The organism is Nonlabens sp. YIK11 (genome assembly GCF_001413925.1).
In the GTDB taxonomy this organism is placed as follows: domain Bacteria; phylum Bacteroidota; class Bacteroidia; order Flavobacteriales; family Flavobacteriaceae; genus Nonlabens.
The window spans coordinates 2,438,885-2,453,210 of the sequence record NZ_LBMJ01000001.1; the positions used below are offsets into that span (position 1 = coordinate 2,438,885).

General features: G+C 41.3%; 16 protein-coding genes. 10 read left to right on the plus strand and 6 right to left on the minus strand.

Annotated elements, in window-relative coordinates:
• Positions 1-107: 107 nt before the first annotated feature.
• On the minus strand, positions 108-953 hold the full coding sequence (locus AAU57_RS11015; protein WP_156340118.1) for a DMT family transporter: 846 nt from the start codon (positions 951-953) through the stop codon (positions 108-110).
• A 135-nt stretch (positions 954-1,088) separates the two neighbouring features.
• Entirely contained in the window at positions 1,089-1,334 is a 246-nt protein-coding gene (locus AAU57_RS11020; RefSeq protein ID WP_197275407.1) for a hypothetical protein, read from the minus strand.
• A gap of 537 nt (positions 1,335-1,871) precedes the next feature.
• Here AAU57_RS11020 and AAU57_RS11025 point away from each other — a divergent pair.
• The 8 genes from AAU57_RS11025 to AAU57_RS11060 all read left to right on the plus strand — a co-directional run bounded on the left by AAU57_RS11025 (position 1,872) and on the right by AAU57_RS11060 (position 9,667).
• Positions 1,872-2,699 carry an SDR family oxidoreductase gene (locus tag AAU57_RS11025; protein ID WP_055412960.1) on the plus strand — a complete coding sequence of 276 codons (828 nt, stop codon included), beginning with the start codon at positions 1,872-1,874 and terminating at the stop codon, positions 2,697-2,699.
• Positions 2,700-2,767: 68 nt separating this feature from the next.
• Complete coding sequence (gene uxuA / locus AAU57_RS11030) at positions 2,768-3,952, plus strand: mannonate dehydratase (protein WP_055412961.1); 1,185 nt, start codon at positions 2,768-2,770, stop codon at positions 3,950-3,952.
• 79 nt (positions 3,953-4,031) lie between these two features.
• Entirely contained in the window at positions 4,032-4,874 is an 843-nt protein-coding gene (gene kduI, locus AAU57_RS11035; protein ID WP_055412962.1) for a 5-dehydro-4-deoxy-D-glucuronate isomerase, read from the plus strand.
• A gap of 9 nt (positions 4,875-4,883) precedes the next feature.
• Positions 4,884-5,672, plus strand: a complete 789-nt coding sequence (locus AAU57_RS11040) for a gluconate 5-dehydrogenase (RefSeq protein ID WP_055412963.1) — start codon at positions 4,884-4,886, stop codon at positions 5,670-5,672.
• Positions 5,673-6,899, plus strand: a complete 1,227-nt coding sequence (locus AAU57_RS11045) for a DUF4861 domain-containing protein (protein WP_055412964.1) — start codon at positions 5,673-5,675, stop codon at positions 6,897-6,899.
• A gap of 9 nt (positions 6,900-6,908) precedes the next feature.
• Positions 6,909-7,889, plus strand: a complete 981-nt coding sequence (locus AAU57_RS11050) for a TRAP transporter substrate-binding protein (protein WP_316931653.1) — start codon at positions 6,909-6,911, stop codon at positions 7,887-7,889.
• Between the two features lies 1 nt (position 7,890).
• The gene (locus AAU57_RS11055; RefSeq protein WP_055412965.1) at positions 7,891-8,364 is read left to right on the plus strand and encodes a TRAP transporter small permease; all 474 of its coding nucleotides are present in this window, start codon (positions 7,891-7,893) and stop codon (positions 8,362-8,364) included.
• Between the two features lies 1 nt (position 8,365).
• Entirely contained in the window at positions 8,366-9,667 is a 1,302-nt protein-coding gene (locus AAU57_RS11060; RefSeq protein ID WP_055412966.1) for a TRAP transporter large permease, read from the plus strand.
• A 400-nt stretch (positions 9,668-10,067) separates the two neighbouring features.
• Here AAU57_RS11060 and AAU57_RS11065 read toward each other — a convergent pair whose 3' ends face one another.
• The 3 genes from AAU57_RS11065 to AAU57_RS11075 all read right to left on the minus strand — a co-directional run bounded on the left by AAU57_RS11065 (position 10,068) and on the right by AAU57_RS11075 (position 12,573).
• A complete protein-coding gene (locus tag AAU57_RS11065) occupies positions 10,068-10,787 on the minus strand; it encodes a FadR/GntR family transcriptional regulator (RefSeq protein ID WP_055412967.1) in 720 nt (239 codons plus the stop codon).
• Positions 10,788-10,920: 133 nt separating this feature from the next.
• A complete protein-coding gene (locus tag AAU57_RS11070) occupies positions 10,921-11,574 on the minus strand; it encodes a ketohydroxyglutarate aldolase (RefSeq protein WP_055412968.1) in 654 nt (217 codons plus the stop codon).
• Between the two features lie 3 nt (positions 11,575-11,577).
• A complete protein-coding gene (locus AAU57_RS11075) occupies positions 11,578-12,573 on the minus strand; it encodes a sugar kinase (protein WP_055412969.1) in 996 nt (331 codons plus the stop codon).
• A gap of 211 nt (positions 12,574-12,784) precedes the next feature.
• Between AAU57_RS11075 and folE the strand changes: the two genes are divergently transcribed.
• Together folE and AAU57_RS11085 are read left to right on the plus strand one after the other, a co-directional pair.
• Positions 12,785-13,381, plus strand: coding sequence for a GTP cyclohydrolase I FolE (gene folE, locus AAU57_RS11080; protein ID WP_055412970.1), 597 nt, complete (start codon positions 12,785-12,787; stop codon positions 13,379-13,381).
• A 35-nt stretch (positions 13,382-13,416) separates the two neighbouring features.
• Positions 13,417-13,743, plus strand: a complete 327-nt coding sequence (locus AAU57_RS11085; protein ID WP_231717808.1) for a hypothetical protein — start codon at positions 13,417-13,419, stop codon at positions 13,741-13,743.
• Here the strand turns inward: AAU57_RS11085 and msrA are convergent.
• Positions 13,740-14,264 (minus strand): peptide-methionine (S)-S-oxide reductase MsrA, encoded by a 525-nt coding sequence (msrA, locus tag AAU57_RS11090; RefSeq protein WP_055412972.1) that lies wholly within the window; start codon positions 14,262-14,264, stop codon positions 13,740-13,742. The genes AAU57_RS11085 and msrA overlap by 4 nt on opposite strands.
• Positions 14,265-14,326: the final 62 nt, after the last annotated feature.

The following is a 14,326-nucleotide window of genomic DNA, read 5'->3' on the forward strand; positions in this document are numbered from 1 at the left end:
GAAATAAAGCAGTTAAGCTTGTGGTGTATTCGCTTTCGCGAAAGCGAACTCTCTAACCATCCAGTGAGATCACTAGGTCAACAAGTAAAGATGAGCATTAGCTCTAATCAGGCGTTTCTTGATTTGTACAAAATATTCAAGGTCAATCCTGCCATGACCATCAAAATACCCAGTAGCGACCACCAGGTATAGATTTCAAGAAACCAAAATGCACCAATCATCACGGTAAAAATCACTTCCAGATATTTTAAAGGTGCAATCTGATTGGTAGAGGCAATTTGAAAAGCTTTGGTCATATACAGCTGGCCTACAAAACCTACGATTCCCAATATTCCCAACCATATCCACTCTACTCCTATCGGGTTTTTCCAGTTGCCCATGGAGAGTAAACCGCCCAGCACGGTCCCGATAAACATAAAGTAGTTGACCACAACCATAGGATGGTCCTGCTTCCCTATTTTGGAAATGACTACAAATATCAACCCCATAAATAACGCCGAAAGTATGATCATGCTCAAGCCTATCAAACTGAGGCCATCATCAAATCCCTTGAGGACCAAAACTCCAGCAAATGCCAGCAAAAAGAAAAGCCATTGCAAGGGTTTGATACGTTCCTTGAGCCAGATCACTGCAAAGATGGCTGCAAAAATAGGCGACAAATACCGCAAGGTCACCGCAGTACCTACCGGCAGGAATTTTAAGGACGCAAAAAATAATAGAAGGGAAATCGCACCAGCAACACCTCTCAAGATCAACAACCACCGCTTATTCCCCAACATGGGAATCTTATGGTACATAAGAAGACTTGAAGTAATTAATAAAGTCCCAATAGATCTAAAAAAGACCAACTGATAGGCACTAAAATCGGCAAGATATTTTACGAGACCGTTCATGATAGCAAATGCAAAAGCACTTAACATCATAAATAAAATCGCTTTATGTAATTCCTTCATTCTGTAATCTAGAGGTCATCAAACCACAATGTGTAGTGCTTGACGGGCATGTTTCTGACCACTTCAACCGTTGAGAAGTCGCGATCCAAGGTTTTCCAAAGATCCATATATTTCTCTTCTTGGTAATGATAACTGCTAAATAAAAGACTGGAGTGTCCTACTGTGTTGATCTAGTGCAGAATCTGTAAATACTTCACAATCCTTGTACACGTTTTTGGCAGAAAAAGTATTGAAGCTTAACAGATATACAGCTTTGTTATACACCTTCACTTTTTCGGCCAGTACATTGTGTACGGCAGCCATGGCAATGGTATAATACGCCAGATGGTCACCAGTGGTCGTGATGTTTTGGATGGTCACATTCGCAATTTCTTCAGACAATATGCCGATATCTGCATTGTGGATGACCACGTCACTTTCCCAGCTATTGAAAAGTCTCGTGAGAAATATACCATTGAATCACGGTTCCTGTAGTATTTGGAATTTGTTCCTCGCCATTTTTATAGCCTGCATAGCTAAAGTCAGGTAGATAAACCGATTTGATAACATCCTTAGATCTTAAAATTTATGGAGTCACCTGAGCCGTCATCTCAAAACCTATGCAACTTATGAAAAGTGCAAAGCATAATCTGGGGCATATCAGGGCAATTAATGGTTTCATGATATTCATTGTAAATAGGTTTCAGTCATTAGCACTGCTCAACGCACGATTCAAATCTAAAGTTATAAAGTTGGCAGTTTTTAAAATTTGAACCAACACCATTGCATAATTATCAGTATTGAAATCAGTTTTTTGACAATTAGTGATGTTTCAATATTGTTTAAATATAAATAGATTTATATTTGGTCGACCAGATTTCATAGTTATTTCTCATATTTGACCTTTTCAAGTTGACCAAAACCTTATAAAATCCATTTATGTCTAAAACAATTGTCCTTACAGGAGCAGGCGGCGTGCTTTGCAGCACACTAGCAGTTGCACTTGCTAAACACGGCCACAACATCGCCGTTCTTGATTTAAGAAAAGAAGCTGCAGATGCCGTGGCAGATGAAATCAAAGCCAATGGAGGAAAAGCCGTGGGAATTGCAGGCAACGTTTTGGAAAAGGATTCGCTCGAGACAGCAAAGAAGGAAATCAACAAAGCATACGGTAAAGTTGATATATTGATCAACGGCGCTGGAGGCAATCATCCCATGGGAACAACCAGCAATCCGTTTTTCCAGATGAAAGATCTTGAAAACACTACCGATGGATTCAAGACCTTTTTTGATCTTGACCCTAAAGGCATCGAGTTTACCTTCAATCTTAATTTCTTGGGAACGCTCTTGCCTGCACAAGTGTTTGCCAAAGACATGGTAGGTCGCGATGGTTGTAGCATTCTCAACATCTCATCCATGAATGCCTTCACTCCACTTACTAAAATCCCAGCATACAGCGGTGCCAAAGCTGCCGTATCGAATTTTACACAATGGCTTGCCGTTCATTTTTCTAAAGTTGGAATACGTGTCAATGCCATCGCGCCTGGCTTTTTTCTGACAGATCAAAATCGCGCACTCCTTACCAACAGTGACGGGTCTGCAACGCCTCGTGGTGAGCAAATCATTGGACAAACGCCCATGGGCCGCTATGGAAAACCAGAAGATCTCGTTAGCACCGTAGAATGGTTGTGTGACGATGCGGCTTCCTTCATAACAGGGATCGTGGTTCCTATAGATGGCGGATTCAGCGCCTATAGCGGTGTATAGAATTTGTAATTTGTAATAAAGTAGAAGAATAATTTCGCTTTCGCGAAAGCGTAACAACCTCATAGACAATGAAACTAGAACAAACATGGCGATGGTACGGTCCCAAGGATCCAGTTTCCCTTGCAGATATTAAACAAGCTGGTGCCACGGGCATCGTGAGCGCTTGCCACCAGATTCCTAATGGCGAAGAATGGTCTGTCGAGGTGATCATGGAACGTAAGAAATGGATCGAGGATGCCGGTTTAACTTGGTCTGTTGTAGAGAGTGTACCTATTCACGAGAATATTAAGACCAGATCTGGCGATTATAAAACCTACATCGAGCGTTATAAGAATACCTTGACCAATTTAGGCAAGTGCGGTATTGACATCGTCTGTTACAACTTTATGCCGGTACTGGACTGGACACGTACTAATCTGGATTATGAACTGCCAGACGGTTCGACGGCATTGCGTTTTGAAGCTACAGCGTTTGCAGCATTTGAACTGTATTTGCTAAAACGTCCAGGCGCAGAAAATGACTACACAAAAGCCCAGCAACAAGCTGCCAAGGATTATCTGGAAAAATCCACTCCAGAGCAACAAAAGAAACTTGTTAAGAACATCATAGCTGGACTACCAGGCGCTGAAGAAGGCTACACACTCAAAGAATTCAACACCATTCTTGCTACCTATGAAAACATAGGTCCTAAGGAATTAAAAGAAAACCTATTTTATTTCTTGTCAGAAATCATTCCAGCTGCAGAAAAGGCTGGCGTGCTTATGTGCATCCATCCAGACGATCCACCATTCCCTATTTTGGGCTTGCCACGTGTGGTAAGTACAGAACAGGACATTGTTGATTTGTACACAGCCGTGGACAGTCCCAACAATGGTTTGACATTTTGCACGGGAAGCTTTGGTGTGCGGGCAGACAATGATCTTGCTGGAATGGTAGAACGATTGGGTAGTCGCATCCATTTTATACATTTAAGAGCTACCAAAAGAGATGAAGAAGGAAATTTTCATGAAGCAGACCACCTAGATGGAGACGTAGATATGTATGCCGTTATGAAGGCACTCGTTAAAGAACAGATGAAAAGAGAACAATCAGGAAGATCAGATTTGAGGATGCCATTTAGGCCAGATCACGGTCATAAAATGCTGGATGATCTCAAGAAAAAAACAAACCCAGGCTACTCAGGCATAGGAAGATTGAGAGGTCTGGCAGAATTACGTGGCCTAGAGTTAGGAGTGAGAAGATCAATTTCGTAATATTAGGCAATCGATTACATTAATTATAATTAACGTCGGCAGACTACATGACAGCAGCCCGATTATAGAACTAACAACCATGTCAACAACATTTGAAACACGTTATGCCTCAAGCCCTTATGCAGTAAAGAAGCTAGATACTCAAGAGCTAAGAAATGAGTTTTTGATAGATAAGCCCTTACAGGAAGGTAAAATCAATTTAGTCTACACTCATTACGATAGATACATCGCTGGTGGTGCTGTTCCTACTTCAAGTTCTTTGAAACTGGAAACCATTGATCCACTCAAGGCAGAATATTTTCTGGAACGTCGCGAGATGGGAATCATCAATGTAGGTGCAGCAGGAACGGTTGAGGTCGATGGTAAAAAATACGAAATCAATCATAAGGATGCCTTATATATAGGACAAGGTGCAAAAGAGGTGGTTTTTCATAGCGCTAATGCTAGCGATCCAGCTAAATTTTACATCAACTCTGCTCCAGCGCACAAATCGTTCCCAACAAAAAAAGTAAGCCTTGCTGAGGCTAACAAAATCGAGCTAGGAAGTCTTGAAACAGCCAATCATAGAACAGTAAGCCAGATGATCATAGGTGGTATAGTGGATACCTGCCAGTTGCAAATGGGAATGACAGAACTTAAAACCGGTAGTGTCTGGAACACTATGCCAGCCCACGTTCACGATCGCAGGATGGAAGTGTATTTTTATCTGGATGTACCAGAAAGACAATCGGTGTGTCACTTTATGGGACAGCCGCAGGAAACCAGACACGTCTGGATGCAAAATCATCAAGCGATCATTTCACCGCCATGGTCGATCCATTCAGGATCTGGAACTTCCAACTATACCTTTATATGGGGTATGGCCGGAGAAAATCTGGATTATGGAGATATGGACGTTGCAAAAATTACTGAACTTAGATAATCCAGACTTATGAAATTATTTGACCTAACAGGTAAGGTTGCCTTAGTGACCGGTAGTACACATGGTTTGGGAATGTCTATGGCCAAGGGTCTAGGCCAGGCCGGCGCCACAATTGTTGTGAACGGGAACTCTTCACAAGATAAAATTGACAAAGCGGTTGCCGAATATAAAAGTGCTGGAATCAAAGCTGTAGGCTACAAATTTGATGTTTCTGACGAGGCACAAGTGAAAGATGCCATTCAAAAAATCGAAAACGAAGTAGGCGGCATTGATATCCTAGTGAACAACGCAGGTATCATTAAAAGAACACCACTTGCCGAAATGGAAGTCGCAGACTTCAAACAAGTGATCGATATAGATTTAGTGAGTCCGTTTTTGGTATCAAAACACGTGGTTCAAGGAATGATGAAACGCAAGTCAGGAAAGATCATCAACATTTGCTCCATGATGAGTGAGCTGGGTCGCAACACGGTTGGTGCCTATGCCGCGGCAAAAGGTGGTCTTGTCATGCTTACTAAAAACATGGCGACAGAATGGGCAAAACACAACATACAGGTAAACGGTATAGGTCCAGGATATTTTGCAACCTCGCAAACGGCACCTATTAGAGTGGATGGACATCCATTCAACGATTTTATCGTGAACCGCACACCAGCAGCAAAATGGGGTGATCCAGACGATCTTGCCGGTGCGGCGATTTTCCTTGCGGCCAGCGCCAGTGATTTTGTAAATGGTCATATTCTGTATGTAGATGGTGGTATTCTAGCCACCATTGGCAAGCCATCAAACGAGGACTAGATGAAGAATAGTTGGATTCTTATAGGATGGATCGCAATGGCAGTGATAAGCTGCAAGCAGGAAAAAGAAATGGAGGACGACTCCATTTTACTCGTGAACTCAATCGATGTAGCTAGGACTGAAGTGATTGTTTTCCCAAGATCTGAGGTAGAAAAGGAATGGTCTGGTACTTCTGGCGACTCCATTCCTGGTTTGCGTACCCTTGCAGGAGAAGCGATTCCGTCCCAGTTGGATGATCTGGATGGCGACGGCAATTGGGACGAGCTTTCTGCAGTGATCGACTTTGCTCCTAATGAAGAGAAGAAAGTTGTTTTTTCCGCTTTCGCGAAAGCGGAACAAGCATCATTTCCTAAAACCACCGACGTTCATTTTGGTGTTGGAAAAGCAAAACCTAACGCCACCGAAGTCCAAACGTACGAGCGCACCGGCGACCCAAGAGAACTGGACAGTCTATTTTTACAAATGGAAGGACCAGCCTGGGAAAATGATAAAGTGGGTTTCAGGATTTATTTTGATCCTCGCAATGGGATCGACATTTTCGGTAAAACCACTACCCAACCTACTCTGGCGCAACAAGGCCTGACAACGGACTATCACGCCCAAGAAGATTGGGGAATGGATATCTTAAAAGTAGGCACCTCTCTAGGTGCTGGATCCATAGCCATAAAATATCAAGATTCGCTTTACAGAGTCACGGGAACTAATGGTGCAACGTTCAAAACCATTACAGAAGGTCCCGTAAGAGCCATTTTTGAACTACACTATAAAGATGAAGCTATAGGCGACCGCATAGTGGACGTCATACACACTATTTCTATAGAAAAAGGAGACTGGTTTTATCAGAGCGATGTGGTTGTCAATGGTGATACTGAAGGAATGGAGCTGGTCACCGGTATAGTTGATCTTAAACCCAATGTTGGAGAAAAAATCGCTATTACTAATGGTTATTCCGCTTACCCCACATTTGGAAAACAATCCGAAAACAACGACCTGCTGGGCATGGCGCTCATTTTTACTACAGATGACTTAACTGAAAGTGAAGCTCCAAAAGAAGGAGCTGGAATTACCCAAACGCATTTATGGAATTTAGGAGGTGGCGATGAGTTCACCTATTACTTCATGAGCGGTTGGGAAGCAAGCGATGCCGCTTTCACAACAGCCGAAGGTTTTACTAACGAAGTGGAAAAAGCAGGTTTAACCATTGCAAACCCTATACTGATTCAATAATCTCATTATATGAAAATCATGAAGTTCAAATATGTATTGCTTCTTGTCCCAATCCTACTATTGAGCAGCTGTGCCGGTGAGGAAGATGTGACCGTTCTTAGATTAGCACATAGTCTGGATACAGAGCATCCGGTTCACAAAGGAATGGTCGTCCTAGGAGAAAGTCTGGAACAAAAGTCTGGCGGGAAAATGAAAGTTCAATTATATCCCAACGGCCAGCTAGGTGGTGAACGTGAAAGTATTGAATTACTCCAAATAGGCAGTCTGGACATTACAAAAGTGAGCGCTGGAGTATTGGAAAATTTCATCCCTGAATATAAAGTCTTCAGTATTCCATACTTGTTTAGGGACAAGCAGCACAGCCACAATATTTATGACGGAGAAGTAGGCAGATCCATTCTCAACAAAGGTGAAAAGTTCAACCTCCAAGGATTGACATTTTATGATGCCGGTAGCCGCAGTTTTTATACAAAAACAGAACCCATCAATACGCCAGCAGATGTGAAGGACATGAAGATAAGAGTCATGAAGAGCAATATGGCCATTGAGATGATCCAGGATCTAGGTGGTGCGCCTACTCCTATTTCCTTTGGAGAACTGTATACCGCATTACAGCAAGGAGTGGTTGATGGTGCAGAAAACAATATTCCTAGTTATTATACCTCAAAGCATTTTGAAGTCTGCAAGTTTTTAAGCATTGATGAACATACCTCATTGCCAGATGTTTTGGTCATAGGAACCGAAACATTAGCACGACTGACTGACCAAGAAAAACAATGGTTGGAAGAAGCTGTGCAGGAATCTAAAAAAGCCCAGCGCGAACTTTGGGAAAAATTAGAAAAAGAGTCTCTAGAAGCGGTCACCAAAAGCGGCGTCAAAGTCAACTATCCAGAAAAACAACCCTTTAGAGAAGCTACCAAAGAGATGCTTCAAATATTTGATGAAAATCCAAGCATGAAAAAATTGGTTCAATCCATTCAAGAAAATTAATATGAGAGCAGCAGTAGTCAACATTGTAGGTAAGGTCTGCCTTACTGTACTTATCATCATGCTTGCCGCAGTCACTTGGCAAGTATTTTCACGTTTTATTCTTCAATCACCCAGCACCGCAACAGATGAGATCTCTAGTTTTGCCCTGATTTGGGTTGGATTGTTGGGTGCCGCATATGCTACAGGTGAACACCTACATCTGGCCATAGACCTTTTACCAGAAAAGATGGTAGGTAGAAACCTCGCCTTTTTTGACGGTTTCGTGTATTTAAGTGTCTTCGTTTTCTCGTTTTGTGTCATGATCATAGGCGGTTCTAGATTATGCCAATTGACTTTTCAATTCGAGCAAACCTCTGCATCATTGGGATTACCACTAGGTTTTATCTACTTGATTGTACCTATTTCTGGAATCCTGATCTGTTACTTTAGTCTGGATTCATTTTTTGCCAAACTCAAATCCCAAAAAGCTTCCTAATATGAATTATGTTGAAATCCTCATTCTCGTTTTAAGCTTTTTGGTATTTCTTTCCTTTCGTGTGCCTATCGCATACGCCATAGGACTTGCAGCTTTTGCAACTCTCATTTACTCCATGCCATTTCTACCATCGGTAACCACGCTGGCGCAACGCATGGCTACTTCATTGGATAGCTTCACACTTAGTGCGATACCATTCTTTATACTCGCTGGACAGATCATGAATCGCGGTGGTATTGCCGTACGGCTTATCAATTTTGCCAAAGCGATAGTAGGACCATTGCCTGGTGGACTAGCTTTTGTAAATATCATTTCCTGTATGCTGTTTGGAGCGATATCGGGAAGTGCGGTTGCAGCAGCAAGTGCCATTGGAGGTTTTATGAATCCTATGATGGAGAAAGATGGATACAGCAAACCATTCTCTGCGGCAGTCAATATTACCAGTGCCACAACGGGATTGATCATTCCGCCTAGTAATGTGTTGATCGTTTATTCCTTGGCCAGCGGTGGTGTTTCTATTGCTGCCTTGTTTATTGCAGGATACGTGCCCGGAATTTTACTGGGAGTCGCCTTAATGGTAGTGGCTGCGATTTATTCCATCATTAAAAAGTATCCTACTGACAAGCTGGTAAGTCTCAAAACCTTCCTTAAAAGATTCTTTGACGCTTTGCCTAGTCTTATGCTACTTGTCGTTGTTATAGGTGGAATCGTAGGCGGCGTTTTTACAGCTACCGAGGCAAGTGCGGTTGCAGTAATGTATACAGTCGCTTTAGGATTTATCTATAAAGAAATCAAGATTAAGGACCTAGCTCCTATCCTCTTGGAAACTATTAAAACCAGCGCTATCGTTCTTTTGTTGATCGCTACATCCATCGCGATGAGTTGGGTCATGAGTTATGAAAACATCCCTCAAGAAATAAGCGCTGCATTGCTAGGTATTAGTGAGAATCCTGTAGTAATCCTTATTCTAATCAACTTGATTCTTCTATTTGTTGGGATCTTTATGGACATGACGCCAGCGGTTTTGATCTTCACTCCTATTTTCTTACCTATCGTAACCGCCATGGGAATGGATCCCGTACATTTTGGGATCATCATGATCATGAACCTTTGTATTGGCTTATGTACACCACCGGTAGGCTCGGTTCTTTTTGTGGGCTGTAGCGTGGCAGATCTTAAGATTCAGAAGGTCATACGACCTATGCTTCCTTTGTTTATAGCCATGATCGCCGTGCTGGTAATGATCACCTATTTTGAGGATCTTACACTATGGTTGCCTCGAGTCTTTGACTTGATCGATTAAGATAGAGAACCCATAACAAAAACGACCGGTGCTTAACACACCGGTCGTTTTTGTTTAAACATCTTTATCCTCGATAATTTTAAGGAGAATGTAGGTTTGAGAAAATTCGCTTTCGCGAAAGCGAACTCAAAAAACACTTGTTTCGTACACGGATCACTTTGCTAATGAGTCACCTCCAAACTGTGAATCTTGACCGTGGCAAAAGCTGCTGGATCTGTAGATTGTAAATAAACTCCAGCCTTAAAATAGCTATCAAACTTCCATTTTAGATAAGAAAAATAGATACTACCTATTTTTGCAATATAAAGAGGTTCAACTCTTTTTGATTATTTATTTACCCTAGAGCACAGGTGGCAGCCTGTGCTTTACTTTTTTAAATATACAGGTGGCAGCCTGTATGTTACTTCTTAATATATTGATATAAGAACCTAAAGTGGTGTTTCAACGCTTTCACGGCACCTTCTTCATCTTGGTTCTCAATCATTTCTAAGATCGTTGTGTGTTCGCTAATAAGCATACTCACCTCAGACCTATCACAAATATGTTCTGCATTCAAATGGGCGATCAAGTCTGGAACTATAATGCTCATTAAGCTATAAATCACATTGTTGTTACTTGCTTTTACTAATCCCTTGTGAAAAGCAAAATCTTCTGAAAGCGCTGGCTCGTTACTTAGTATGCGCTCCACAAATTCGCCATGCAGTTCTTGCAATTCTTCTAGATCCTTATCCGTTCTACGTATGGAGGCGAGTCTAACGGCGTTCTCTTCCAGTATAAGCCTGGACTCTACCAGTGATTTAAAATCTGGTGATTCCAGTTCCAGAATATCTGACATCATCATGTTGACAGATGGGTTTTGAATACCGGTTACAACCGTTCCGCTTTTAGGTGTGGTTTTCACTATTCCGTAGAACTCAAGCTTTTGCAGGGCAGTCATTATCTGATTGCGTCCTACACCTAACTTTTCACTCAATTTACGCTGTGACGGTAACTTGTCACCTTTCTCGTATCCATGGTCAGAAATTAGCTTTTTTATATTGTTGAACGTATTGTTATCTGGATCTATATCACCAGAAGACAACTCTACATCTGTAATATTTTTAAGACGATGGTGTATCATAAATGTTTGGTCGACCAATCTAGTAAACTAAATAAACAATAACAGTTGATGTTTACCAAATACCGGCTTAGTATTATTTTAAGTTAATCGAATAATGACGTTTAAATAGGCATAATCGTAATTTTTCACGTAATTATTTTACAAGATTAGCATTATTGATCGCCTCCACGATGTCATTTGACAATCCTACATAGTCTTTTTTGCTAATCTTATTTTTATCAAACAACTGGCTTCCCATTCCCACGCAGTTCACGCCAGCATCAAACCATTCTTTCAATCCATTTGCAGTAGGCTCGATACCACCCGTAGGCATGATGGCTAGTTGAGGTAATACTGATGTTATCGCTTTCGCGAAAGCGGAACCTATCACATTTGCAGGGAAAATCTTGATCATTTTGCAACCCAAGGTACTGGCATCAAATGCTTCCTTTATTGTAGCAATACCCGGAATATAAGAGACATCATGATCGCGACAATGTATGGCCACCTCGTCTACCAAACATGGGGAAACGACAAAAGCAGCGCCTAAATTGATATATTCTTTAGCAGTTTGTAGATCATAAATAGTACCTATCCCTATCTCTAAATCTGGCCACCGTGACTTGCGGTTCATCAATTCCTTAAAGGTATCAATGGCGTTAGCGCCACGGTCCACAAATTCAAAAGTGCGAACACCACCATCGTAGGCGGCATTGACAACATCAATGCAAGTCTGAAGATCGCCGTGATAAAAAACGGGTACGATCGTGTGCTGGTCTGTCCTGGAAATAAAGGTTTCAATATTCATATGCTATCTTAAAAGACGTCCAACGTTATCACCATCTACTAAATGCATGATTTCTTCCTTACTGCTCAAATTCACATCACCAATGGTACTATGCTTTAATACGGAAGCCGCCACGGCGTACTCTACGGTTTGTTGTTCATCTAGATTGAGTAGTCCATAAATAAGGCCTGCCATAAATGCATCGCCACCACCTATTCTATCAACTATATTGTTCATTTCGTACTTCTTGGATGTGTAGAGCTTACCATCCTTATACATCACTACCGTCAAATCATTTCTGGATGCAGAGTGTGAATCTCTAATGGATTTTGAGAACGCCTTAATGTTAGGGTACTTTTCCAAAACCAATTCACAGTTTCGTGACCAATCATCATCATAGATCCCTAGGCAATTCTCTAGATCTACTCTACCACCTACCACGTAGTCTGTCAATTCTACCAATCCAGGCATAACATCCAGCGGTTGTTTTCCATACTGCCATAGGTTCCTTCTATAATTGATATCGCCACTGGTCTTCACATCTCTTTTCTTTGCTTCTTTCAAAGCTCGCAACGTAACGTCTGCCACAGATTGTGAGATGGCTGGCGTGATACCACTGTAATGGAACCAGTTGGCATCTTCAAATACGGCATCCCAATCAATTTCATCTTCTTTCAAGTATGAAAACGTGGTATCAAATCGATCGTAGACAATTCTTGAAGGACGTTGCATAGCACCGCATTCCAAAAAGTAGATTCCCAAACGACCATCCTTTCTCACGATTCCTTCATTACCTACATTATTCATATTTAAGAAACGTACTACTCGTTCTCCTAGATCATGGTGCGGCAATGCAGTGATATGTGTATTTTTCAATCCCATATGAGCCAGTGAGATGCCTACATTAGCTTCAGAACCACCAAAATTGACGTCAAAATTCACGGTCTGGAAGAGTCTTTTTTGATTGGGAACGGTTAGGCGCATGAGGACTTCACCTAGGGTAACTACTTTTTGATTCATGATTGTATATTGATTGTTAACAAACTTAAAACAAATTGCTCCTATATGGAAAGAGGCTGTTTCACTATCTCAAACTTTTTATGAAGTTTTCGTAAAAAAAACGGATTCTTAACGACATAGGCTGGGAATATGAACCAAAAGCCAATTTTCAGTAAAAACAATACAATTCAACAAGCTTTGCTTTTAACTTTGGCCCCTTAAAATTATTAGAATGCCTTACAGAGTATTTGAAGAGTACAACATTGAAGTAACCGACGACATAAGAGAAAAGTATAAAAGTGTCATCACCGACCTGGGCGAAGACGTAGAACGAGAAGGTCTTCTCAAGACCCCAGAAAGAGCTGCAAAAGCCATGCAATTCCTGACCAGTGGATATGATCAGGATGCTGCAGAAGTATTGAAGAGCGCCATGTTTGCAGAAGATTATCAAGACATGGTCATCATCAAAGACATTGAACTTTATTCCCTATGTGAGCACCACATGCTACCGTTTTTTGGAAAGGCGCATATAGCATATATCCCTAACGGCCATATCGTTGGACTATCAAAAATCCCAAGAATTGTTGACATTTTTGCAAGAAGACTACAAGTACAGGAACGCTTAACTCACGATATCCTAGAATGCATCCATCAAACGCTAAAGCCTAAAGGTGTTGCTGTGGTGATCGAAGCATCGCACATGTGTATGATGATGCGCGGTGTTCAAAAACAAAATAGTTCTACTACCACCAGTGGTTTTAGAGGTCAGTTTGAAAAAGTAGAAACCAGATCAGAGTTTTTACACCTCATTTCCAGCGACTTGCATTAGTAAAATTGGAACGGATTTTGAAGATTCTGTGATAAATGACAACAACCATGTTTGAATCAAAATCGTCAAAATTATTTTTCAGTATTCTATTTGACCTTATAGGAATGGCATCCTATGCCATTCCTTTTGTAGGTGAACTTATTGATATTGTTTGGGCACCTATTGCCGGTTACCTAATGACTAAGGTATATCCAGGTCAAACTGGTAAGACCGCTGGTATTTTGACCACTATAGAAGAGTTGGTACCAGGACTGGATATTATACCAACCTTTACGCTCACCTGGATCTATACCTACATGATCAAAAAAGAGAAACCCGCAGCTGCCAAAGATCCTCAGGTAATAGAAGTAGAAGCTATTTAAACAGCCAGTTCCTTGAATCCTGTCATCAGCTTTTTGATTTTGGGATCAATAATAACTTGGCAATAACCTTGCTCTCTATTGTTATTGTAATAATCCTTGTGATAATCTTCGGCTTTGTAAAAACCTTTTGATGCCGACACTTCTGTAACTATAGGGTTTTCAAAAACATTCGATTCATTGAGTTTTTGAATCATCTCTAGAGCTTCTTTTTCCTGTTCTTCGTTCATGAAAAATATGGCACTGCGATAATGACTTCCCACATCATAACCTTGACGATTCAATGTCGTTGGATCATGTGTGGCAAAAAATACCTGTAGTAATTCATTAAAACTCACCACATCAGGATCAAAAGTGATTTTGATAGCCTCGGCATGGCCCGTTCTTCCTTGTACCACTTCGCGATACGGCGGATTTTTAATGTTTCCGCCACTAAATCCAGGAATGACCTCACTAACACCTTTGACGCGTTGAAAAACTGCCTCAGTACACCAAAAGCATCCGCCTGCAAATATTGCTTCCATTTTTCTTTTTTATACAAGTTACGACGCAGGCATCAGTCCCATCAATTCTTAACAACTCTTTA

Coding starts and splice junctions, on each gene's coding strand:
- AAU57_RS11025 (WP_055412960.1), top strand. CDS start 1,872: ATGTCTAAAACAATTGTCCTTACAGGAGCAGGCGGCGTGCTTTGCAGC.
- AAU57_RS11040 (WP_055412963.1), top strand. CDS start 4,884: ATGAAATTATTTGACCTAACAGGTAAGGTTGCCTTAGTGACCGGTAGT.
- folE (WP_055412970.1), top strand. CDS start 12,785: ATGCCTTACAGAGTATTTGAAGAGTACAACATTGAAGTAACCGACGAC.
- AAU57_RS11060 (WP_055412966.1), top strand. CDS start 8,366: ATGAATTATGTTGAAATCCTCATTCTCGTTTTAAGCTTTTTGGTATTT.
- AAU57_RS11050 (WP_316931653.1), top strand. CDS start 6,909: ATGAAAATCATGAAGTTCAAATATGTATTGCTTCTTGTCCCAATCCTA.
- AAU57_RS11075 (WP_055412969.1), bottom strand. CDS start 12,573: ATGAATCAAAAAGTAGTTACCCTAGGTGAAGTCCTCATGCGCCTAACC.
- AAU57_RS11065 (WP_055412967.1), bottom strand. CDS start 10,787: ATGATACACCATCGTCTTAAAAATATTACAGATGTAGAGTTGTCTTCT.
- uxuA (WP_055412961.1), top strand. CDS start 2,768: ATGAAACTAGAACAAACATGGCGATGGTACGGTCCCAAGGATCCAGTT.
- msrA (WP_055412972.1), bottom strand. CDS start 14,264: ATGGAAGCAATATTTGCAGGCGGATGCTTTTGGTGTACTGAGGCAGTT.
- AAU57_RS11055 (WP_055412965.1), top strand. CDS start 7,891: ATGAGAGCAGCAGTAGTCAACATTGTAGGTAAGGTCTGCCTTACTGTA.
- AAU57_RS11085 (WP_231717808.1), top strand. CDS start 13,417: ATGACAACAACCATGTTTGAATCAAAATCGTCAAAATTATTTTTCAGT.
- AAU57_RS11070 (WP_055412968.1), bottom strand. CDS start 11,574: ATGAATATTGAAACCTTTATTTCCAGGACAGACCAGCACACGATCGTA.
- AAU57_RS11015 (WP_156340118.1), bottom strand. CDS start 953: ATGAAGGAATTACATAAAGCGATTTTATTTATGATGTTAAGTGCTTTT.
- AAU57_RS11045 (WP_055412964.1), top strand. CDS start 5,673: ATGAAGAATAGTTGGATTCTTATAGGATGGATCGCAATGGCAGTGATA.
- kduI (WP_055412962.1), top strand. CDS start 4,032: ATGTCAACAACATTTGAAACACGTTATGCCTCAAGCCCTTATGCAGTA.